Below are 18,951 nucleotides of genomic sequence, written 5' to 3'. Positions count from 1 at the left end.
GCGTAGCATCGCCGAACGGCGTCGAGAGGAGAGCAAGCCATGGCGGTGACCGTCGTCCTGTCGGAGGTGCAGCGCGCCGCGCTCGCGCAGGTGTGCGACACGTTCGTGCCGTCGGTCGAGGTCGACGAGGACCCCGGCGGCTTCTACGCCCGGACCGCATCGGATCTCGGCATCCCCGACGCGGTCGAGCGCACGCTGGCCGACACGGCGCCCGAGGACGCGCTGGAGGGCGTGCGGGCGCTGCTCGACGCGCTCGCGGCCCAGGGGTTCGCCGAGGCGCCGCTCGAGGCACGCGAGCAGATCCTCCACGGCTTCATGGACAGCGGGCCCGGCGCGCTGGCCGGCCTGTCGAACCTGCGCGCGCTCACGCACCTGCTGTTCTACGCGCTGCCCGACGCCGCCGGGCGCAATCCGAACTGGGAGGCGATCGGCTACCCCGGCCCCGTGTCGGCCCCGCCGTCCCCGGAGCAGGCGCCGAAGCGGATCGCGCTGACCCGGCCGGGCGCCGGCACGCTCGAGCTGACCGCCGACGCCGTGATCGTCGGCTCGGGCGCGGGCGGCGGGGTGATCGCGGGCGAGCTCAGCGGCGCCGGGCTCGACGTCGTCGTGCTCGAGGCGGGCGGCTACTTCAACGAGGCGGACTTCAACCAGCTCGAGCTCGTCGCGTACCGGAACCTGTTCCGCGGCGGGGGCCTCACCCAGACCGCGAACGGCTCGATCGCGCTCATGGCGGGATCGAACCTCGGCGGCGGCACGACGGTGAACTGGACGAACATGCTGCGCCCGCATCCGTGGGTGCGCGAGCAGTGGGAGCGCGAGCACGGCCTCGAGGGGCTGGCGGGGCCGGAGTTCGACGCCCACCTCGACGCGATCTTCGCGCGCTGCTCGGTCAACGACCGCTGCTCGGACCGCAACGGGCCCAACGAGCGCCTGCGCGAGGCGTGCGAGCGCGCCGGCGCCTCGTGGCAGACGATCGTGCGCAACACCGATCCGGACGCCTACGACGCGCAGAGCGCCGGCTTCCTCGGCTTCGGCGACCAGTCCGGCTCCAAGCAGGGCACGCTGAAGACCTACCTGCAGGACGCCGCCGACCGGGGCGCTCGCATCGTCACGCGCTGCCGGGCGCAGCGCGTCCTCGTCGAGGGCGGCCGCGCGGTGGGCGTCGAGGGCGGCTACGCCGGTGACGACGGGGCCCAGGCCCGGGTCGTCGTGCGTGCGCCGATCGTGGTGTGCGCCGCGGGCGCGCTCGAGACGCCGGCGCTGCTGCTGCGGTCGGGCATCGGCGGCCCCGCGGCCGGGGAGTACCTGCGCCTGCACCCGGCGACCGTGCTCGTCGGCCGCTACGCCGAGCCGCAGCACGGCTGGTGGGGCCCGCCGCAGGCCGCGCTGTCGGCCCAGTGGGCGGACCTCGAGGACGGCTACGGGTTCCTCGTGGAGACCTCGAACGCCGCACCGGGGCTCACCGGCACCGCCCTGCCGTGGGAGAGCGGGCGCCAGCACAAGGAGGAGATGGCGCAGGGGGCGCGCACCGCGGCGCTCGTCCTGCTGCTGCGCGACCGCGGCCACGGGCGGGTCGCGATCGACGCGGCCGGCAACGCCGTCCACCACTACGACCTCGCCGACGAGCTCGACGTGCGCCACTTCCGCCGCGGCCTGGCCCAGATCGTGCGCCTGCACGAGGCGGCCGGGGCCGAGGAGATCGAGTCCTTCCACCGCCGGCCGATGCGCTGGCGGCGCGGCGAGGACCTCGAGGCGTACGCGCAGGCCGTCCACGACGGTCCGCTCGCGCCCTACGAGCACCCGATCTTCGCGCTGCACCAGATGGGGTCGGCGCGCATGGGCCGCGACCGGGCGACGTCCGTCGCCGACCCGTGGGGCCAGCTGCACGACGTCAGCGGCGCGTGGATCGGCGACACGAGCGCCTTCCCGACCGCGACGGGCACGAACCCGATGGCGACGGCCATGGCGCTCGCGCACCGCACGGCCGGCGCGATCGCCGCGGCCGAGTGACGGCACCACCCTCCGGCTGCGGATGACCCCGAGCGGCTGACCGGGGAGATCGCCGGGCTCCCCGGCTCGCGCGGGCGGCCGAGGTGCGCCGAACCGGACCGGCGTCCGGCACGCGCGCGGTAGTCTGCCCCGCCATGTCGAGCCGTCAGGAAGAGAAGGAGCGCCGCCGCAAGGAGCGCGAGGAGGCCGAGCGCAAGGCATCGGCCCAGTCCGCACGCACCAAGCGGCTGCAGATCATCGGCGGAGCCGTCATCGGCATCGCGGTGGTCGTGGTCGCCATCGTGCTGATCACGTCCGGCGGCGGTGGCAGCGGCGACGGGGGCGGCAACGGCTCGGTGTCGACGACGGCATCCACGGCGGTCAAGCTGCCGACGCGCAGGATCACGAACCTCGAGGACGCGGCCAAGACGGCCGGCTGCACGCTGAAGAGCCCGCCTATCGAGGGCCGCGACCACACGACGGCCAACGTCACCTACAAGACGAACCCGCCGACGTCCGGCAACCACAACCCGGAGCCGTCCCAGGACGGCGTCTACGACCCGGGCAACACGCCGTCGCCCGAGCACTACGTCCACTCGCTCGAGCACGGCCGGATCGAGCTGCAGTACAAGAAGGGCTCGCCGCAGCGGACGATCGACACCATGACGGCGATCTTCAACGAGCCGGTCAACGGCTCGCCCGGCTACCACGCCCTGGTCTTCGAGAACAACACGGGCATGACCGCCGCGGTGGCGGCCACCGCGTGGGGCCAGATGATCACGTGCCCCGGGCTCGACGACGCGACGATCGACGCCCTGCGCGACTTCCGCGAGCGCTACACCGACAAGGGCCCCGAGTTCATCCCGTAGGCCGCGCGGCGCGGGCGGCCGTGGGCGTCAGCCGAAGAGCTTGATCTCGCTGATGCCCACGGACGTCGAGCCGTCGTCCGGGCCCTGGGCGAACCAGATCATCACCTGGCGGACCTTGCCGGTCCCGGTCACGTCCTCGCCCAGCGTGATGTTCGTCTTCCGGCCGCCGTCGACGTCCAGCTGCGTCGCGAGGTGCGTCCAGCCGTCGTCGTCGAGCGTGGCCGGCGGGATGGGGTCGGGGCTGCCGTAGACCTCGACGGTCGTGCCCGGCGTCGTGGTGGTGATGCTCAGGCGGCGCAGCTTCTGGGCCTTGCCGAGGTCGACCACCAGGCCGACGGCGGGCGTGGCGACGTCCGTGGGGGTCGGCAGCCCGACGGCCCACGAGGTGGCGGGATCGCCGTCGAGCGCCTGCTTCGGGTCGCCGGTGAAGACGCTCGGGTCGTGCGCGAAGGGGTTGTAGGCGGCCGCGACGGTCGATGCCGGGTCGAGCGTGACCGCGGTCAGCGGCGTGCGCTCGACGGGCTTGGTCTCCGGGGTCTTGCCCGAGCCCTTCCTGCCCGGGTTGGATCCGGAGGCGGCGGGCGGCGTGGACCCGGTGCTCGGCGGGGCCGGAGTCACCGGCGGGGCCGGAGTCACCGGCGGCGCCGGGGTGACGGGTGGCGCCGAGGTGACGGGCGGCGTGGCGGGCGGCGTGGAGACCGGCGGCGCGGCCGCGGGCGGGTCGACCGGCGGCGGGACCTGCGCCGAGGCGGCGGCCGCGGCGGCCTTCTTCTCCGCGGCGGTCTCCTCGGGGATGTCGATCGGCGGCGGCGCCGGGATCTGGTCGGCGTTCGGGCCCTGCGCGATCTGCGTGGTGGAGGGCGCGTCGCCCGAGTCGTCGGACTTCAGCGCCGCGTACGCCGCGGCGACCGCCCCGGAGGCCATGACGAGCGTCACCGCGATGACGGCGGCGCCGGTGCGCCAGCCGGGCAGGCCGCTCCAGCGTTCGCGCGTGCTCTGGCCGCACTCCAGGCACCAGTCCTGGTCGTCGGCGAGCGCCGCGCCGCAGTGCGGGCAGGCGCGCTCGACCGCGACGTCGGCGGCGTCGGGCTCGCTGCCAGAGCCGTCGGGCGCCGTCCCCTCCGGGGTCTCGGGCGCCTCCGTCTCGGCGGTCTCAGGATCGGAGAACAGGCTCTTCACGACCATCCCAGTGTTGCATCAACGAGGGACCTTCCCCGAAGTCGCGCTGGTCTATCGCGGGGCGGGCGGACCGCCGGGCACGATGTCGCGGCCGGTGGGCCGCAGGTCCGGATCGAGCTCGAGCTGCCAGAAGTACCGGGTGAACGTGATCTGCGAGCGGTACTCGCCGACGTGCGGCTCGACCGTCTCTCCGCGCGCCATCGCCGCGATGAGCTCCGGGTACGTCCGGCCGGGCAGCGCGGCGTACATCGGCGCCGGGTAGGCGCCGCCGAAGCGCGTGTTGACGTCGGTGATCCCGAGGCCGATCTCGCGGTCGCGGAAGACCTGCACCGTGCACGGGCCGCGGACGCCGAGGCCCTCGACGAGCCGGCTCGCGAGGTCGACGAGCTCGGGATCGTCGATGACCGTCCCCTTGATCGACTCGCCGCCGCGCGACTCGATCATCGTGCGCGGGATGGCGTTCAGGCAGCGGCCCTCGCGGTCGGACAGGAGGTCGATCGAGAACTCGGGGCCGTCCATGAGGCGCTGGACCATCACGGGCTCCTCGACGTACTCGCAGAAGAACGCGGCCTGCGCCGCGTCGCGCGCCGGGTGGATGGAGCGCGCGCCCGAGCCGCGCCGCGGCTTGACCATCACCGGATAGCCCGGCGGCGTCTCGTCCGGCAGGACGGTGGGCGGCGACGGGAAGCCGAGGCGCTCGAGCAGCAGATGGGTCTCGTACTTGTCGTACGTGGCGGCGGCGACCTCCGGGTCGGGCACGAGCGCCTCCGGCAGCCGCCCGTCGGCCCGCGCCTGCGCGAGCACCTCGATGTCGAGGTCCGTGAGCGGGACGATCGCGCCGACGTCGTGGCGCTCGCAGAGCTCCTGGAGCGCCGGGACGTAGCCGGGGTCGTCGATGCGCGGCACGCTCGTGCGGACGGTCGCCGCGTACTGGGCCGGGGCGAGCGGGTTCGGGTCGGCCGCGACCACGGTGGTGTGCTGGGCGAAGGACGCGACGATGTCGTAGCGCTTGCCCACGCCGGTGAGGAGCACCCCCTCGGGCATGGCGGCGGCGGTCAGCGGGTCCAGGTGGGCATCGACGCGTGGCGCACGAGCACGCGCGTCCGGCCCCCCGTGTACGGGACGGTGAGGACGTTCGCGTTGTTGGACGCCTCGAACGACGGATACCAGCCGAGGATCGTCGAGCCGTCGCGCGACAGCCCCGTCGCCTGCATCCCGTTCTCCGTCGCCGGGCCGATCGTCCGCTGACGGCCGGTCGCCGGGTCCACCGTGACCGGGTAGCTCGTGTCCTGGCCGCCGAACTGGGCGAGCAGGCGGCTGCCGTCGACCGACCACGCGGTGGGCGTGAGCCCGGCGAGCAGGAACGGGATGCGCCCGCGCGTCAGCTGGTGGCGGTTCGTGCCGTCCGCGTTCATGAGCCAGAGGTGGTACTTCGGCCCGTCCTCCTTGCGGTGCCTGCCGGTCGGCCGGCTCCAGCGGGTGAACGCGATCTGCGTCGGGCCCCAGAGCGGGTACTCGCTGTGGCCGTCGGTCGTCAGGCGCCGCGGCGCGCCCCCGGCGACGGCGGCGATCTCGATGTTCGTCGGCCGGAAGAGCCGCTCGGACGTCGCGCGGCCATAGACGAGCTGGGTGCTGTCGGGCGAGAAGGAGGCACCGCTGAAGTAGCCGGTGGCGACGGTCCGCACCGTGCCGGTCGCCACCTCGATGAGCACGAGGCGCTGGCGGCCGACCTCCGGTCCCGCCTGCGTGGCGATGAAGCGGCTGTCGGGCGACCACGCGAACGGGCCGTACTGCCAGTTCGTGACGATCGTACGCGCAGCCCCGCCCGCCGCCGGGATGACCTGCAGGACCGGCTTGTTACGCGCGGTGAAGCGGTTGCCGAAGGCGACGGTCTGGCCGTCGGGGGAGATCGACGGGTTGCGGCCGGGAGCCAGCCGCCGCGCGCCGCTGCCGTCGTCGCCGGCCACCCAGACCGAGGTGCGCACGACGCCCGTCTGGTAGGTCAGCGCGGCTGCGGCGAAGGACGGGAGGGCGAGGAGCGCGGCAAGCACCGCGAGCGGTAGGGCGATCCGGAGGCGATGCATGGCGCGGCACCCTATCCGGTGGCGTAGGCTGCGTCTCATGCGCCGGTCGCGCGACCCTGAGCCGGACCGCATCGAACGGCTGTGCTGCGAGGAGCAGCGCCTGCTGGAGGGCATGGCGGACGGGTTCGACCCGATGCGCGAGAGCAGAGCGGAGGCGCGTCTCGAACAGGCGTGCGAGCGCCTCGACGACACGCCTCAGCGCAGGTCGAAGCCGCCGCGGTCGCCCTTGTAGAGCCCCTCGCCCCCGAACAGCACCGACACGGTGCGCCGCAGGATCTCGACGTCCAGGCGCCACGAGCGGTGCTCGATGTACCAGAGGTCGAGCTCGATGCGCTGCGACCACGGCAGAGACGCGCGGCCCTGGACCTGCGCCCATCCGGTGATGCCGGGCCGGACTGCCAGCCGCCCGCGCTGGCGCTCGGTGTACTGGGCGACCTGCACGGGGATGGTGGGCCGCGGGCCGACGATCGCCATGTCGCCGCGCAGGACGTTGACGAGGTTCGGCAGCTCGTCGATCGAGGTGCGCCGCAGGAACGCGCCCACCCGCGTGATGCGCGGGTCGCCCTCGCTGACCGCCATGCCGGCGCCCATGCCCTCGGCGCCGTGGACCATCGTCCGCAGCTTCAGCACGTCGAACTCGCGCCCGTGGCGGCCGACCCTGCGCTGGCGGTAGATCGGGTGCCCCGGCGACTCGAGGCGGATCGCCGCCATCGCCGCGAGCACGACGGGCCCGGTGACGATCAGCGCGGTGCCGGCCACGGCCACGTCGAAGAGCCGCCTCATCGCGTCCCCTCGGGCGCGTCCCACTCGGCCTCGGTGCCGTGGCGCAGCCAGTCCCACAGCCCGCCGGCCAGCGCCGCGGTCGTCAGCACGTAGTAGCGCGCGATGAGCAGCGGCCGCGCGCGCACCCGCCCGCCGGCCGCGGCGGCGCCCAGCAGGCCGAGCTGGGCGGCGAGCAGCAGCTTGTGCCGGCGCCACGCGGCGAGCGTCGCCGCCAGCGCCACGAGGTGCAGGAACGGGGTGAGGTAGCGCAGCAGCCGGTGGGACGCGATGAACAGCAGGTAGCGCGGCGGGTAGCCGCGCGGGTCCGCGAGGCCGCCGCGCACGACGATCGGCCAGCCGTGGCTCATCATCCGCCGCTTGCGGGCGAACTCACCCTCGATCGACGGGACCATCTTCTCGGTCGCCCGCGCCTGCGGGACGTAGACCGCACGCCAGCCGCGCTTGACCATGTTGAACGGGAACGACAGGTCGTGGCCCATGATCGGGTCGACCTCGATGTAGGCCTCGCGGCGGACCGCGTAGATCGCCCCGTTGCCGCCGGTCACCGAGGCGAGATCGGACTCCATCGCCCGCAGCCACATCTCGTAGCGCCAGTAGACGCCCTCCTGGTTGGTTCCCTCCTCGTTGACGAACGCGACCTGGCCGCAGGCGTAGCCGACCCGGGCGTCGGCGAACGCGCCGGCGAGCTCGCGCAGCGCCCCGGGCTCCCAGAGCGCGTTGGCGTCGGAGAAGGCCACGATCTCCCCGGCCGCGGCGCGGACCGCGGCGTCCTGCGCGCGGATCTTGCCGCCGCGCGGGAGGTCGAGCACGAGGTCGGCGCCGGCGCCGCGGGCCAGGGCGACCGTGTCGTCGGTGGAGCCGTCGGACGTGACGACGACCTGCAGCCGCTCGCGCGGCCAGTCGAGCGCGAGCGCGTTGGCGACCTTGGCCTCGATGACCGCCGCCTCGTCGTGGGCCGCGACGACGAGGCTCACGTGCGGCTCGACCGGTCCGCGGCGGACCGGGTCGACCGGCAGCACCCGCCGCAGGAGCGCGAGCAGCACGCCGTAGCCGGCCTGGGCGTAGGCGAGCAGGGCGAGCGACGCGTAGAGGACGGTTCGGAGCATGGGCGGCGCGCATTGTCGCGGAGGAACGGGCGTAGGGTCTGCCACCGTGCTGTCGGCGCTGCTCTGGGGGCTCGTCGGATCGTCGTCGCTGGTGATCGGCGCGGTGGCCGGCGTGGTGCTGCACGTCCCGCGCCGGGCGCTCGGGCTGCTGCTCGGCTTCGGTGCCGGCGCGCTGGTCAGCGCGATCTCGTTCGAGCTGGCCGACGAGGCGCTGCACGAGGGCGGGCCGGGCGCGCTCGCCGCCGGGCTGGCGGCCGGCGGGCTCGCCTTCTACTTCGGCGACCGCCTCATCGAGCGCGGGACCAGCACGCCGCGCAAGGAGCGGCGCAGCGCGGGCGGCGGCGCGCTGGCGTTCGGTGCGCTGCTCGACGGGCTGCCCGAGCAGGCGGCGATCGGGCTGAGCATCGCGGCGGGCAGCGGCGTCGGGCTGAGCCTGGTCGCGGCGGTGTTCATCTCGAACATCCCGGAGTCGCTGGGCTCGTCCGCGGACATGCGCGAGTCCGGGCGCTCGGCCCGCTCGATCCTCGGGCTGTGGGCGGCGGTGGGGGTCGTCACGACGCTCGCGTCGCTGGCGGGGTACGCGGTGCTCGGCGATGCGTCGGGCTGGATCGTCGGCTTCACGCAGGCGTTCGCGGCCGGGGCGCTGGTCGTGATGCTCATCGACGCGATGGTCCCGGAGGCGTTCGAGAAGGGCGGGCGGGTGGTGGGCCTGGCGACGCTGCTCGGCTACGCGCTCGCCGTGCTGCTGTCCGAGGTCGTGGCATGATCGGCGCGCTGTGAGCCTGCGCGCCTGGTCCTGCTTCGCCGCCGTCTCGGTGCTGTGGGGCATCCCGTACCTGTTCATCAAGCTCGCCGTCGACGACGGGCTGCCGCCCGTGTTCGTGGCGTGGTCGCGGCTGGTCATCGGCGCCGTCATCCTCCTGGCGATCGCCTGGCGGATGGGCGTGCTGGCCGAGATGCGCGGACGGCTGCGCTGGGGGCTGCTGTGGGGGCTGACCGAGATGGCGATCCCGTTCTCGCTGATCCCGTTCGGCGAGCAGCGCGTGTCGTCGTCGCTGACCGCGATCCTCATCGCGTCCGCGCCGCTGATGGTCGCGCTCCTGGCGATCCGGCTCGATCCGGCCGAGCGTGCGCGCGGCGCGCGGCTGGCCGGGCTCGTGGTCGGCCTCGCCGGCGTCGTCGCGCTGATGGGCATCGACGTCGCCGGCCGGTCCGAGGAGATGCTCGGCGCCGGCGCGGTCCTCCTCGCGACCCTCTGCTACGCGGTCGGCCCGTTCACGCTGCGCGGGCCGCTGGCGGGGATCGACACGATCGCGGTCGTCACCGTGGCGATGGTGTTCGGCGCGCTCGCGCTGACCCCGCTCGCGCTCGCCGACCTGCCGGCCGCGATGCCGTCGGCCACCGCGAGCGCCTCCCTCGTCGTGCTCGGCGTCGCGTGTTCGGCGGCGGCGCTCGTGCTCTTCGCGATCCTCGTGGCCGAGGTGGGCGGCGGCCGCGCGATCGTCATCACGTACGTCTCGCCGATCGTCGCGGTGGCGCTCGGCGTCACGGTGCTCGGCGAGAGCCTCGGCGTGGGCGCCGTCGCCGGGCTGCTGCTGATCCTCGCCGGCTCGTGGCTGGCGACCGACGGCCGCCTGCCGCCCGGCCTGGGCTCTGCGCTGCGGGCGTTCGGGCGCGGCCCGCGCGCGCGGGCGGCCCCGCGCGACGTGCCCGACGTCGGAGACGCACGCATCGATCCCACGGTCGCTTGACGCCGCACCGGATCGACATCGCCGGTGAGGAGGTGCTCGACGAGCTGCGCCCGCTGTGGCTGGCGCTCAAGCGCCACCACGGCGCGATGGCGCCGGACGAGGGGCCCGTCCGCGGCGACGACGAGGGCTGGGGCCACCGCCGCTGCCTCTACGGCGAGTGGATCCACGAGCCCGACGCGTTCGTGGCCGTCGCGCGGGACGCGGGCGGACGGCCGGTCGGCTACGCCTTCGTCACGCTCAACGGCCCCGGCGCCACGTGGCCCCGGCCCGACCGCTTCGGCTACGTCGAGAGCCTCGTCCTGCTGCCGGAGGCCCGGGGCGGCGGGCTCGGGCGCGAGCTCCTGCGCGCCGTCTGGGACCGCGTCGCCGCGCTCGGCGGGACCGAGGTGCGCCTCGGCGTCATCGCGGCGAACGTCCCGGCGCGGGCGTTCTACGAGGCGCTGGGCTTCGAGCCCTTCGAGCTGACGGTCCGAACGCAGCAGCGCCCGTAGATCTGCGCTGGTCGCCGTGCCTGTCGCGCGACACGACGCCTTGAAGCTCGTTCGCGGTCACGTCAGCCGGCGTGCCGCCGGCGATCAGAGCCGGCGCGCCTCGAGCAGGCGGCGCAGGAAGCGCCGGGTCTCGGCGCGCTCCGGCGCCTCGAAGATCCGCTGCGGCGTTCCGCGCTCGACGATGAGGCCGTCGTGCAGGAAGCAGACCTCGTCGGCGACCTCCGCCGCGAAGCTCATCTCGTGCGTGGCGAGGACCATCGTCATCCCGTCGGCCTTCAGGTCGCGGACCAGCGCCAGGACCTCGCCGACGAGCTCGGGGTCGAGCGCGCTCGTGACCTCGTCGAGCAGGAGCGCGCGCGGGCCGGTGGCCAGCGCGCGGACGATCGCGACGCGCTGCTGCTGGCCGCCCGACAGGCGGTCCGGGCGCTCGCCGGCGCGGTCGGCGAGGCCGAAGCGGTCCAGCAGCCGGCGGGCGCGGGCCTCGGCCTCCTCGCGCGGCGTCCGGTGCGCGCGCACCGGCGCGAGCACGATGTTCTCCAGCACGGTGAGGTGCGGGAAGAGGTTGTAGCCCTGGAAGACCATCCCGAGCCGGCGCCGGACGCGGTCGGGGCGCACGGACGGGTCGGTGATGACCTCGCCGTCGAGGAGGACGTCGCCGTCGTCGATCTCGTCGAGCAGGTCGATGCAGCGCAGGAGCCGCGCGGAAGCAGCGCCGCGAGGGCGAGCGGGCGGAAGCGGGTCATGCGGGAGGTCTCCAGAGGGGGCGAATCAGAGGTGCGTCGTGGCGGACGCAGCGGGCGAAGCCGTCCCAGGGAGCATAACGCCGGGGTTCAGCACGCCATCGGGGTCGAGCGCGCGCTTGATCGACCGCATGGCCGCGATCTCGGCGTCGCTGCGGATCAGGTGCAGCCAGCGCGCCTTGGCCACGCCCACCCCGTGCTCGGCGCTGATGGTCCCGCCCACCTCGGCCGCGAGGCGCAGCACCGCCTCGTCGGCCGCCTCGTCGCCGGGCTCCGGCCCGAGCACGTTGACGTGCACGTTGCCGTCGCCGAGATGGCCGAACTGGAACGTCCGGGAGCCCGGCGCCGCCGCCTCGACGGCCGGGGGCACGCGCTCGAGGAACTCGGCCAGGCGGGCGATCGGCACGCCGACGTCGAACTTGTGCGGGATGCCGGCCGCCGCGATCGCCTCCGTGAGCGTCTCGCGCAGGCGCCACAGGCGCTCCCGGGTCGCGGTGTCGTCGGCCAGCAGCGCGTCGTCGGGCACGACGGCCGCGAGCTCCTCGGTGGGGTCCTGGGCGCCGACCGCCTCGGCCAGCACGTAGGCCGCCGCGTCGCGGACCGGGGACGGCACGCCGAGGTACTCGCAGGTGAACGCGATGCCCTCGGGCAGCAGCAGCTCCACCGCCTCGAGCGAGGGCACCTCGGTGCGCAGTCGGCCCACGAGGCCGACGACCTCGTCGAGCGAGTCCAGCGCGACGAGGACCGCAACGCGGCGCCGCGGCGGCGCGGCGAGCCGCCAGCGCACCCGGGTCACCACGCCCAGGGTCCCCTCGCTGCCGACGAGCAGCGCCGGGAGGTTCAGGCCGGCGTTGTCCTTCAGGAGGCCCGACATGCGCCGGACGACCGTGCCGTCGCCGAGCACCGCCTCCAGGCCCGCCACGCGAGCTCGCGCGGTGCCGTGGCGCAGCGCCCGCACGCCGCCGGAGTCGCAGGCGACGATCCCGCCGAGCGTGGCGCTGTCGCGCGCGCCGAAGTCCATCGCGGCGTCGAGGCCGGCGGCGCGCGCCGCGGCCTGCAGCGCGCCGAGCGTCGCGCCCGCGCCCAGCTCGACCTGGGCGGTCGCGAGGTCGGGGACGCCGACGTCGTCGAGCCGCCCGAGGCTGAGCACGACCTCGCCCCCGCGCGGCACGCCGCCGCCGACGAGGCCGGTGTTGCCGCCCTGCGGCACGACCGGCGCGCCCGCGCGCCGGCAGGCGGCGAGCACGGCCGCGACCTCGTCCGTCGTGCCGGGGCGCACGACGAGCGCCGCCTCGCCATGGAAGCGCCCGCTCCAGTCGGTCTCGTACGGTGCGCGCAGCTCCGGGTCGCTGAGGACGTGGCGCTCGCCGACCGCGGCGCGCAGGTCGTCAGTCAGCGTCATCGTGCGCGGAGGCTACGCCGGGCGCCGCCGCCTCGTCGCCCTCCCCCGGGCGCGGGAGCACCGCGGCCGCCGTGCCGACCGCGAGCAGCGCCCAGGTCAGCGGATCCTCCAGGAACGCCGCGTAGAGCATCGTGTGCACCAGCAGCGCGACGAACGCGGCAGCGACGTAGGCGCGCAGCGGCAGCGCCCGGGCGCCGGCGAACAGCCGGGCCAGGGCGGCGACGAGCAGCGCCAGATAGACGGCGAGCCCGATCACGCCCTGCTCGGCGGCCACGGTGACGGGGATCGTGTGCGAGGCCGTCGTCGCCTTCTCCGAGGAGACCTGCTCCTCGCGCCGGTAGACCGCCGGGAACGAGCCGGAGCCCCAGCCGAGCACGGGCCGGTCGGCGAACAGGCGCCCCCCGCCCTTGATGAGGTCCAGGCGGCCGCTCGTCGCCTTGTCGGCCGACTTCGAGGACCCCAGGTCGAGGTTGATCGCGCTCGGGAACAGGACCACGATGCCCACCGCGACCACCGCGGCGACCCCCACCGCCGCGATCGTCCAGCGCCACGCCCAGCGCAGGCCGGCCAGGATGGCCAGGCCGGCCAGCAGGGCGGCGAAGCTCGACTGCGAGAAGCTCAGGACCAGGCCCGCCCACAGCAGCGCGAGCAGCGCGACGCCGGCGAGCACGTCGCGGGTGCGCCGCGTCCACAGGATCACCGTCGTGATCCCGAGCATCACGGTCACGAGGAAGCGCCCGTAGATGTTCGGGTCGAAGAACAGGGAGTTGACGCGGAAGTACGTCTGGAACTGGCTCGCCGCGACGAGCTTCGGGTTGAGCAGCAGCTCCTTGCGCGCGTACTCGACGAACCCGATGCAGACGAACACGGCCGCGAGCGCGGCGAGGACGCCGAGGCACTGCAGCGCCAGCCGCTGCGTCCAGGGCACCTCGCGCAGCAGGCCGAAGAGCAGCGCGAACGGCACGTAGAAGAAGACGACGTTCTGCAGCCCGTGGGCGAAGTCGTCGGAGTAGACCGCCTGGATCGCGTAGAGGACGACCGCGCCGCACAGCAGCCACTCGAGCGCCCGCGGGCGGAACGGCGCATCGTCGTCCTCGGCGCGCAGACGCGTGACGCCGGTGGCGAGCACGCCCGCCGCGATGACGAGGTACAGCGGCACGAGCAGGTTCGCGGTGTCGCCGCCCGCGGAGATCGGGATGCGGAACGGGAGCGCCGCGACCGCGAGCAGGGGCAGCAGCAGGGGGCGACGAGCGACGAGGAGGGCGAGCGCGGCGACCACCAGGATCGCCACGACCGCAGCGCCGGCGAACAGCGCGGGGCGGTCGCGCAGGCTCGCCACCTGCGAGGAGTCCCAGATGTCGGCGAGCAGCAGGACCGGCACGAGGACCAGCGCGCCGAGCGACGCGGCCGCCCGCGCCCGCAGCCCGGGGGCGAGCAGCGCGGCCGCGGCGAGCACCGCGACGGCGACGACGCCGAGCCGGTCAAGGGCGTCGCCGAGGTCGGTGGCCGCGTGGATCACTGGGAGAGCAGCGTCCATGTCCTCCGCACCAGCTCGCTCTCGTTGCCCGGCCGGCCGAGCCGCTGCGGCAGCTGCGGCAGCCCGAACCGGATGATCAGCCCCTTGCCGAGGCGCTCCGCGACGACCACCTTGCGCCCGGACTCGGTGACCGCGCTCGCCACGACCTTCGCGCCGGCGCCGACCGACTCCGTCTCCTCGTAGCTGTCGTAGCCGGAGAAGACGCCGGTGCCGCCGAACACGTTGCCGGCGAACAGGTCGATCTCGTCGTTGAAGATCGTCAGCGTCGTGCCGGGGGCCCGGACGAGCGGGCGCAGCGTCGCGCCGAACGCGTCGGTGCGGGCGGGCGCGGTGGGGTCGACGAGGCGGTTCGGCGTGACGCGGACCTGGCGGCGCAGCGAGTCGATGCCGAACGTGGCGACCTTGCCGCCGTTGCGCACGAAGCGCCGCAGCGCGCGCTGCTGTGCGGCCGGCAGCCAGCGCATGTCGCCGGCGAGCACGACGCCGGTATGGCCCTCGAGCCGGGGGCCCTCGTTCGTCGCCAGGCCCAGGTCGGTCGTGAGGTCGTAGCGCAGGCCGGTGCGGTCGAGGTGGATGAGCAGCGGGGCGACGCGCTGGACGAGGTCCTCGGGCAGGCCGTTGGCGAAGACGCGCTCGCGGCGCACCGGCAGCCCGTCCGTGAGCGTGTTGGGCCAGCCGTCGCCGTCGTCGTCCACCGGGTTCGTGCCCTGCCAGGTGATCGCCGGCAGCACGACGAGCACCTTCTGGGTCTTCACCGCCTGGACGGGGAACGGGACTTGCGTCTGGTGGTCGCGCGTATGCGCCTCGAAGAGGTACAGGCCGGAATCGGGGGTCTTCGGCGCGTCGATCTTCACGACGGGCAGGGTGCGGGGGCGGCCCTCGCGGTACGGCCGGCCGGTGCCGGCGCGACGCACCGACCAGGCGAAGTTCCGCCCGCGGGCGTCGACGCCGAAGGTCGCCGCGGACTCGGTGATCGTCGGCTCGAGCGGCGGCTGCGCCGCGAGGTCGCGAACGGTGATGCCGCCATGGCCGGACAGGCGCTGGCCGTACTGGGCCTTCGGCGGCAGGCGCCCGGGCGCCGTGCCGGCGTTGCCGGCCAGATCGCGCGTGCGCAGCGCCACGACGTACGTGCCGGGGGTCAGCGGCCGGCCGGCGGCGTCGCGGCCGTCGTAGACGAACGAGCGCCGCCCGCCCGGGACGACCGTGCGGAACACCATCGCCGTGCCGGGGTTCGTGCGGTAGACCATGAGCTCGGTCGGCTGGTTGCGCGCGGGGTTGTAGAAGCGGATCGTCACCGGGCGCCCGTCGGGCCGGGGCAGGATGTCAGGGCCGCGGTTGTCGCCGCCGATGCGCTGGACGCGCGGGCGCGGCGGCTTCGTGTCGATGCGCACCCCGCGCGGCAGCGGGACCGCGCGGCCCTGGTCCTGCAGCGTGACCCGGTAGCGGTAGACGCCGTCGGGCATGACGCGGCCCGCGTCGTCACGCCCGTTCCAGAGCGCCCGCACCCGCGTGCCGGCGGGTACACGCCGGTCGGCGATCAGCGTCCGCACGACGTCGCCGGCCCGGTCGATCACGCGCAGCGAGATCGTGTCCGCCGTGCGCAGCTGGAAGCTCACGCGGGCGCGCTCCAGGCGGCCGTCGCCGTTCGGCGAGAACAGCGGCGTGATGCGGGCGAAGCGCACGTCGGCCGGCTCGCGCTTGATGCGCTGCACGACGAAGAACGCGCCGAACGTGGCCAGGACAAGGAGGACGAACACCCCCACCCGCAGGCGGGTCGTGCTCACGACGACGGGCCGCCGAGGGACGCGACGCTCGAGTGTGAGGACCCGCAGGGTCTCACGACGACGGGCCGCCGAGGGACGCGACGCTCGAGTGTGAGGACCCGCAGGGTCTCACGACGACGGGCCGCCGAGGGACGCGACGCTCGAGTGTGAGGACCCGCAGGGTCTCACGACGACGGGCCGCCGAGGGACGCGACGCTCGAGTGTGAGGACCCGCAGGGTCTCACGACGACGGGCCGCCGAACGGGGCCGGCATGGCTCACAGCCGGATCAGGGCCCCGTTCGGGATCGCGATCTGCTGGAACGCCTCCAGGCCCTCGTTGCGGGTGTGGCAGAGGGCGACGCGGATCGAGCCCCGGTGGCAGACGACGAGCGCCGGCAGCTCGCCGCGCTGCGTGACGTCGACGAGCCCGGCGATCACGCGCTCCTGCTGCTCTGCGAGGGACTCGCCGCCCGGGAACCTCCACGCGCCGCCGGCCTGCCAGGCCGCCCACAGGTCCGGATGCTCGCGCTCGACGTCATCGAACAGCAGGTCCTGCCAGTCGCCGACGTCCGTCTCGGCGAAGCGCGGGTCGAAGCGCGGCTCGAGCCCGACGGCCTCGGCGACGATCTCCGCGGTCTCGCGGGCGCGACGGATCGGGCTCGCGTACAGCGCCGCGAGCGGCTCCTGCACGGCGAGCTGGGCGAGCTCGCGGGCCTGCTCGAGGCCGCGGGCGTTGAGCGCCACGTCGCCCTGGCCCTGGAAGCGGCGCTCGGCGTTGTACGGCGTCTCGCCGTGGCGCGCCAACAGGATCATCCGCCCAGCTCCATCGTGTCCGAGCGCAGCCCGAGGCGCAGCGTCTCCAGCGAGAGCACCTCGTCCGGAGCGATGTTGCCGAGGTTGACGTCCGGCCCGAAGCGGCGCAGGAAGAACACCTGCTGGTCCTTGCGCGGCGCCTCGAACAGCAGCTTCGCCGGGTCGATCGCGTGGGCGATCTCGTCGATCAGCCCCTTGCGCACCTCGCCGTCCGGGCGGTAGATGCCGGCCGTGCCGGTCTCCCGGGCCTCGGCGATGACCTTCCACGCCCCGGCCGCGAGCTCGGCTTCGATCTGCTCGACCCACCGGTACGGGGCCATGATCTCCTCGGCGTCCTTGGATCCCACTTCGCTGAGCACGGTGAACTCCTTCGCCAAACGGGCGATGAGCCCTCGCTTCTCCTCGGGATCGAGCGAGATCGTGCCATCGGAGACCTCGACGTGCTCGAGGCCCAGCTCGTGCAGCCAGGCGACGAGCCCGTCCACCCGGCCCTGGCGGATGGCGAGCTCGGTGAGCGTCCCGCCGAGGACGGCCGTGATGCCGTGCGACCGCAGCCGGTCGAGCTTCGGCTGGAGGTTGCCGGTGGCCAGCGCTGTCCCCCAGCCGAGCTTCACGATGTCGACGCTGTCGCCGCAGACCTCGACGAGGTCGTCGATCTGGCGTAGGGAGAGGCCGCGGTCGAGGACGTGGGTGATGCCGGTCGACCGGGGCTTCGCGCTGCGGCGGGGCAGCTCGAGCGGGCCGGAGGTCATGGGGCGGCAGTCAAGTGGTTCGTCTCGTGGCCATCGACTTGAACGGCAGGTCCGCAGCGCCGCCAGGCCAGGACGCAGGCCCGATGCAATCCGGGATCTCGAGTGGCCGAGGACGCCGCATGGCGATGATGGACGGCCCGAATCTCAGGTCGATGCTTGCGGGACGGGCCACGGCTACCGGGACTGGTCGGAGCCGACGGTCACGACGACGAGCGCATCGGGGCCCGCGGTGGCCGACGTCACCTCGTCGATGGGCACGACGGCGTCGGACCCGACGTCGATGATGCGAGCGACGTCGCGGGCCATGCGGACGCTGCCGGGCTGGTAGGCCACCTGGGTGGCGGAGCGCTGCTGGTCCGGCGCGTTCGTGACCGTCCCGATGCGGTACTTGCGCGCCTCGAGCTTGTCGGCGACCGAGCGGGCCAGCCCCGGCACCGTCGTGCCGTTCAGCACGCCGACGACGGTCTTCGCGCGCGAACTGTCGGACGCCTGGCTCGCCGGCTGGGTCGTGCGCGTGGGGGCGATGGCGTTGCCGGTCTGCGTGCTCGCCTGCGTCCCGCCGCTGCTATTGCCGTCGCTGCCGCCGCCGAGCTGGGTGATGGCGAAGACGACCGCGACGATCACGGCGATCAACGCGCCGCCGATCAGCAGCAGGCCCCGGCGCGAGCGGCCGTCGCCGTCGTCGCCGCCGCCGGTGCCTGCGCCCCCGCCTCGCCGTGGTGGGACGGTGGCCGAGGGCGTGCCGGTGCGCAGGGGCGCGGCCGCCCGGGGCCGGCCGGCAGCGCGCGCGCCGGGGGCCGCGGCGCCGGCAGCACCGGCGGCCGTGCGGGCGCCGGGCACGGCGCTGCGGGCCGCCGTCGAGGCGGGCGCGGGGGCGCCGGCCGTGGCGGGCCGCACCGGCTGGGCGGGTTGCGCGGGCTGACCCGGGGCGGGCGTGGCCGGGCGGGCCGCCGGGGATGCGGTGGTGGGCTGATCGGTGCCGGGCTGGCCGGGAGCGGCGGGAGCGGGCTGGCCGGGCTGGCCCGGAGCGACGGGAGCGGGCTGGCCACGCTGGCCCGGAGCGGCGGGACTGGGCTGGCCGGGCTGGCCCGCCGGGGGCGCCTGGGCGGGCTGCACCGGCGCGCCGGGCCCGGACGGCGCCGCGGGGGCCCCGGGCGCGCCCGTCTGGCCGTTGGGCGCCGTAGCGGGCTGGCCCGGGGCGGCGGTGGCGGCGGTCGCTCCGGCCGCGGCCGCGGCGGCGCTGCCGGTCGCCGGGCGCGGGGCGGCGGCGCCCGGGACCTGGCCCTGGACGGCCTGACCCGCGGGCGTCGCGGGCGAGACGGCGCCGCGCGCCTGCGCGGCGGGCGGTCGCCGTGGAACGGGGCTGCTGCTCACGCGCTCCTGCAGCTCGGCCGCCCGCTCCGGCCCGCGCCCGGCCCACTCGCGCAGGCGCTTGAGCTCGCGCGCCTGCGCGAAGTAGAGCATGGACAGCACCGCGAGTCCGAGGATGGCGGCGAGTCCGGCGACTGCTCCGATCGACTCGACCTGGCTCGGGATGCCGAAGGCGGCGGTCAGGGGGGCGACGGCCATGAACGCCGTGAGTCTAGGGGTGCCGACGGCGACCAGCGCGGTGAAGGGTGCACCACCGCACCCTGTCGCCAGGAGGCGGGCCCCCGAGGGTTCACCAGGGGTGCCGACGGCGACCAGCGCGG

The 18,951-nt window shown here is 74.9% G+C and carries 17 protein-coding genes and 1 pseudogene; 6 read left to right on the top strand and 12 right to left on the bottom strand.

Going from position 1 to position 18,951, the window contains the following annotated elements:
* Positions 1-39: 39 nt before the first annotated feature.
* Positions 40-2,010, top strand: coding sequence for a GMC family oxidoreductase (locus DSM104329_RS00760; RefSeq protein ID WP_259313481.1), 1,971 nt, complete (start codon positions 40-42; stop codon positions 2,008-2,010).
* Positions 2,011-2,144: 134 nt separating this feature from the next.
* A complete protein-coding gene (locus tag DSM104329_RS00755) occupies positions 2,145-2,858 on the top strand; it encodes a DUF3105 domain-containing protein (RefSeq protein ID WP_259313480.1) in 714 nt (237 codons plus the stop codon).
* Between the two features lie 27 nt (positions 2,859-2,885).
* On the opposite strand, the gene DSM104329_RS00750 is transcribed toward DSM104329_RS00755, so the two are convergent.
* From DSM104329_RS00750 to DSM104329_RS00740, 3 genes are read right to left on the bottom strand one after another with little or no spacing between them, the layout of a single operon-like run.
* Entirely contained in the window at positions 2,886-4,037 is a 1,152-nt protein-coding gene (locus DSM104329_RS00750) for a hypothetical protein (protein ID WP_259313479.1), read from the bottom strand.
* 51 nt (positions 4,038-4,088) lie between these two features.
* Positions 4,089-5,081 carry an ATP-grasp domain-containing protein gene (locus DSM104329_RS00745; RefSeq protein WP_259313478.1) on the bottom strand — a complete coding sequence of 331 codons (993 nt, stop codon included), beginning with the start codon at positions 5,079-5,081 and terminating at the stop codon, positions 4,089-4,091.
* An 11-nt stretch (positions 5,082-5,092) separates the two neighbouring features.
* A complete protein-coding gene (locus tag DSM104329_RS00740; RefSeq protein WP_259313477.1) occupies positions 5,093-6,121 on the bottom strand; it encodes a TolB-like translocation protein in 1,029 nt (342 codons plus the stop codon).
* A 37-nt stretch (positions 6,122-6,158) separates the two neighbouring features.
* Between DSM104329_RS00740 and DSM104329_RS00735 the strand changes: the two genes are divergently transcribed.
* Positions 6,159-6,353 carry a hypothetical protein gene (locus tag DSM104329_RS00735; RefSeq protein WP_259313476.1) on the top strand — a complete coding sequence of 65 codons (195 nt, stop codon included), beginning with the start codon at positions 6,159-6,161 and terminating at the stop codon, positions 6,351-6,353.
* Here the strand turns inward: DSM104329_RS00735 and DSM104329_RS00730 are convergent.
* Together DSM104329_RS00730 and DSM104329_RS00725 are read right to left on the bottom strand one after the other, a co-directional pair.
* Entirely contained in the window at positions 6,317-6,904 is a 588-nt protein-coding gene (locus tag DSM104329_RS00730) for a sugar transferase (protein WP_259313475.1), read from the bottom strand. The genes DSM104329_RS00735 and DSM104329_RS00730 overlap by 37 nt on opposite strands.
* Positions 6,901-8,010, bottom strand: a complete 1,110-nt coding sequence (locus DSM104329_RS00725) for a glycosyltransferase (RefSeq protein ID WP_259313474.1) — start codon at positions 8,008-8,010, stop codon at positions 6,901-6,903. Before DSM104329_RS00725 ends, DSM104329_RS00730 begins: the two co-directional genes overlap by 4 nt.
* Positions 8,011-8,056: 46 nt before the next feature.
* Here DSM104329_RS00725 and DSM104329_RS00720 point away from each other — a divergent pair, with 46 nt between their 5' ends.
* Genes DSM104329_RS00720 through DSM104329_RS00710 form a run of 3 tightly spaced genes read left to right on the top strand, consistent with a single transcriptional unit; the run spans position 8,057 to position 10,252 of the window.
* Positions 8,057-8,776 (top strand): ZIP family metal transporter, encoded by a 720-nt coding sequence (locus DSM104329_RS00720; protein ID WP_259313473.1) that lies wholly within the window; start codon positions 8,057-8,059, stop codon positions 8,774-8,776.
* A 10-nt stretch (positions 8,777-8,786) separates the two neighbouring features.
* Entirely contained in the window at positions 8,787-9,761 is a 975-nt protein-coding gene (locus DSM104329_RS00715) for a DMT family transporter (RefSeq protein WP_259313472.1), read from the top strand.
* Entirely contained in the window at positions 9,758-10,252 is a 495-nt protein-coding gene (locus tag DSM104329_RS00710) for a GNAT family N-acetyltransferase (RefSeq protein WP_259313471.1), read from the top strand. Before DSM104329_RS00715 ends, DSM104329_RS00710 begins: the two co-directional genes overlap by 4 nt.
* Positions 10,253-10,336: 84 nt before the next feature.
* On the opposite strand, the pseudogene DSM104329_RS00705 reads toward DSM104329_RS00710, so the two are convergent.
* From DSM104329_RS00705 to DSM104329_RS00675, 7 genes and pseudogenes are all read right to left on the bottom strand, one after another.
* Positions 10,337-10,951, bottom strand: a pseudogene (locus DSM104329_RS00705) (amino acid ABC transporter ATP-binding protein); the annotation flags it as partial.
* A gap of 69 nt (positions 10,952-11,020) precedes the next feature.
* Positions 11,021-12,394 (bottom strand): FAD-binding oxidoreductase, encoded by a 1,374-nt coding sequence (locus DSM104329_RS00700; protein WP_259313470.1) that lies wholly within the window; start codon positions 12,392-12,394, stop codon positions 11,021-11,023.
* The gene (locus DSM104329_RS00695) at positions 12,381-13,931 is read right to left on the bottom strand and encodes an O-antigen ligase family protein (protein WP_259313469.1); all 1,551 of its coding nucleotides are present in this window, start codon (positions 13,929-13,931) and stop codon (positions 12,381-12,383) included. Before DSM104329_RS00695 ends, DSM104329_RS00700 begins: the two co-directional genes overlap by 14 nt.
* Positions 13,910-15,715: a N,N-dimethylformamidase beta subunit family domain-containing protein gene (locus tag DSM104329_RS00690; RefSeq protein ID WP_259313468.1), complete on the bottom strand. Its 1,806-nt coding sequence runs from the start codon at positions 15,713-15,715 to the stop codon at positions 13,910-13,912. The genes DSM104329_RS00695 and DSM104329_RS00690 overlap by 22 nt, the downstream gene beginning before the upstream one ends.
* A gap of 256 nt (positions 15,716-15,971) precedes the next feature.
* Positions 15,972-16,508 carry a histidine phosphatase family protein gene (locus tag DSM104329_RS00685; protein WP_259313467.1) on the bottom strand — a complete coding sequence of 179 codons (537 nt, stop codon included), beginning with the start codon at positions 16,506-16,508 and terminating at the stop codon, positions 15,972-15,974.
* Complete coding sequence (locus DSM104329_RS00680) at positions 16,505-17,260, bottom strand: phosphosulfolactate synthase (protein WP_259313466.1); 756 nt, start codon at positions 17,258-17,260, stop codon at positions 16,505-16,507. Before DSM104329_RS00680 ends, DSM104329_RS00685 begins: the two co-directional genes overlap by 4 nt.
* 174 nt (positions 17,261-17,434) lie before the next feature.
* Positions 17,435-18,829, bottom strand: coding sequence for a LytR C-terminal domain-containing protein (locus tag DSM104329_RS00675; protein ID WP_259313465.1), 1,395 nt, complete (start codon positions 18,827-18,829; stop codon positions 17,435-17,437).
* Positions 18,830-18,951: the final 122 nt, after the last annotated feature.

Source organism: Capillimicrobium parvum (genome assembly GCF_021172045.1).
In the GTDB taxonomy this organism is placed as follows: domain Bacteria; phylum Actinomycetota; class Thermoleophilia; order Solirubrobacterales; family Solirubrobacteraceae; genus Capillimicrobium; species Capillimicrobium parvum.
Note: the sequence above shows the minus strand (reverse complement) of the source record. Positions and strands in the feature narration are given on the sequence as shown.

Bases quoted from the DNA above. Each gene is read 5' to 3' on its own strand.
- DSM104329_RS00760 (WP_259313481.1), top strand. From the start codon at position 40: ATGGCGGTGACCGTCGTCCTGTCGGAGGTGCAGCGCGCCGCGCTCGCG.
- DSM104329_RS00755 (WP_259313480.1), top strand. From the start codon at position 2,145: ATGTCGAGCCGTCAGGAAGAGAAGGAGCGCCGCCGCAAGGAGCGCGAG.
- DSM104329_RS00745 (WP_259313478.1), bottom strand. From the start codon at position 5,081: ATGCCCGAGGGGGTGCTCCTCACCGGCGTGGGCAAGCGCTACGACATC.
- DSM104329_RS00740 (WP_259313477.1), bottom strand. From the start codon at position 6,121: ATGCATCGCCTCCGGATCGCCCTACCGCTCGCGGTGCTTGCCGCGCTC.
- DSM104329_RS00735 (WP_259313476.1), top strand. From the start codon at position 6,159: ATGCGCCGGTCGCGCGACCCTGAGCCGGACCGCATCGAACGGCTGTGC.
- DSM104329_RS00730 (WP_259313475.1), bottom strand. From the start codon at position 6,904: ATGAGGCGGCTCTTCGACGTGGCCGTGGCCGGCACCGCGCTGATCGTC.
- DSM104329_RS00725 (WP_259313474.1), bottom strand. From the start codon at position 8,010: ATGCTCCGAACCGTCCTCTACGCGTCGCTCGCCCTGCTCGCCTACGCC.
- DSM104329_RS00700 (WP_259313470.1), bottom strand. From the start codon at position 12,394: ATGACGCTGACTGACGACCTGCGCGCCGCGGTCGGCGAGCGCCACGTC.
- DSM104329_RS00695 (WP_259313469.1), bottom strand. From the start codon at position 13,931: ATGGACGCTGCTCTCCCAGTGATCCACGCGGCCACCGACCTCGGCGAC.
- DSM104329_RS00685 (WP_259313467.1), bottom strand. From the start codon at position 16,508: ATGATCCTGTTGGCGCGCCACGGCGAGACGCCGTACAACGCCGAGCGC.
- DSM104329_RS00680 (WP_259313466.1), bottom strand. From the start codon at position 17,260: ATGACCTCCGGCCCGCTCGAGCTGCCCCGCCGCAGCGCGAAGCCCCGG.
- DSM104329_RS00675 (WP_259313465.1), bottom strand. From the start codon at position 18,829: ATGGCCGTCGCCCCCCTGACCGCCGCCTTCGGCATCCCGAGCCAGGTC.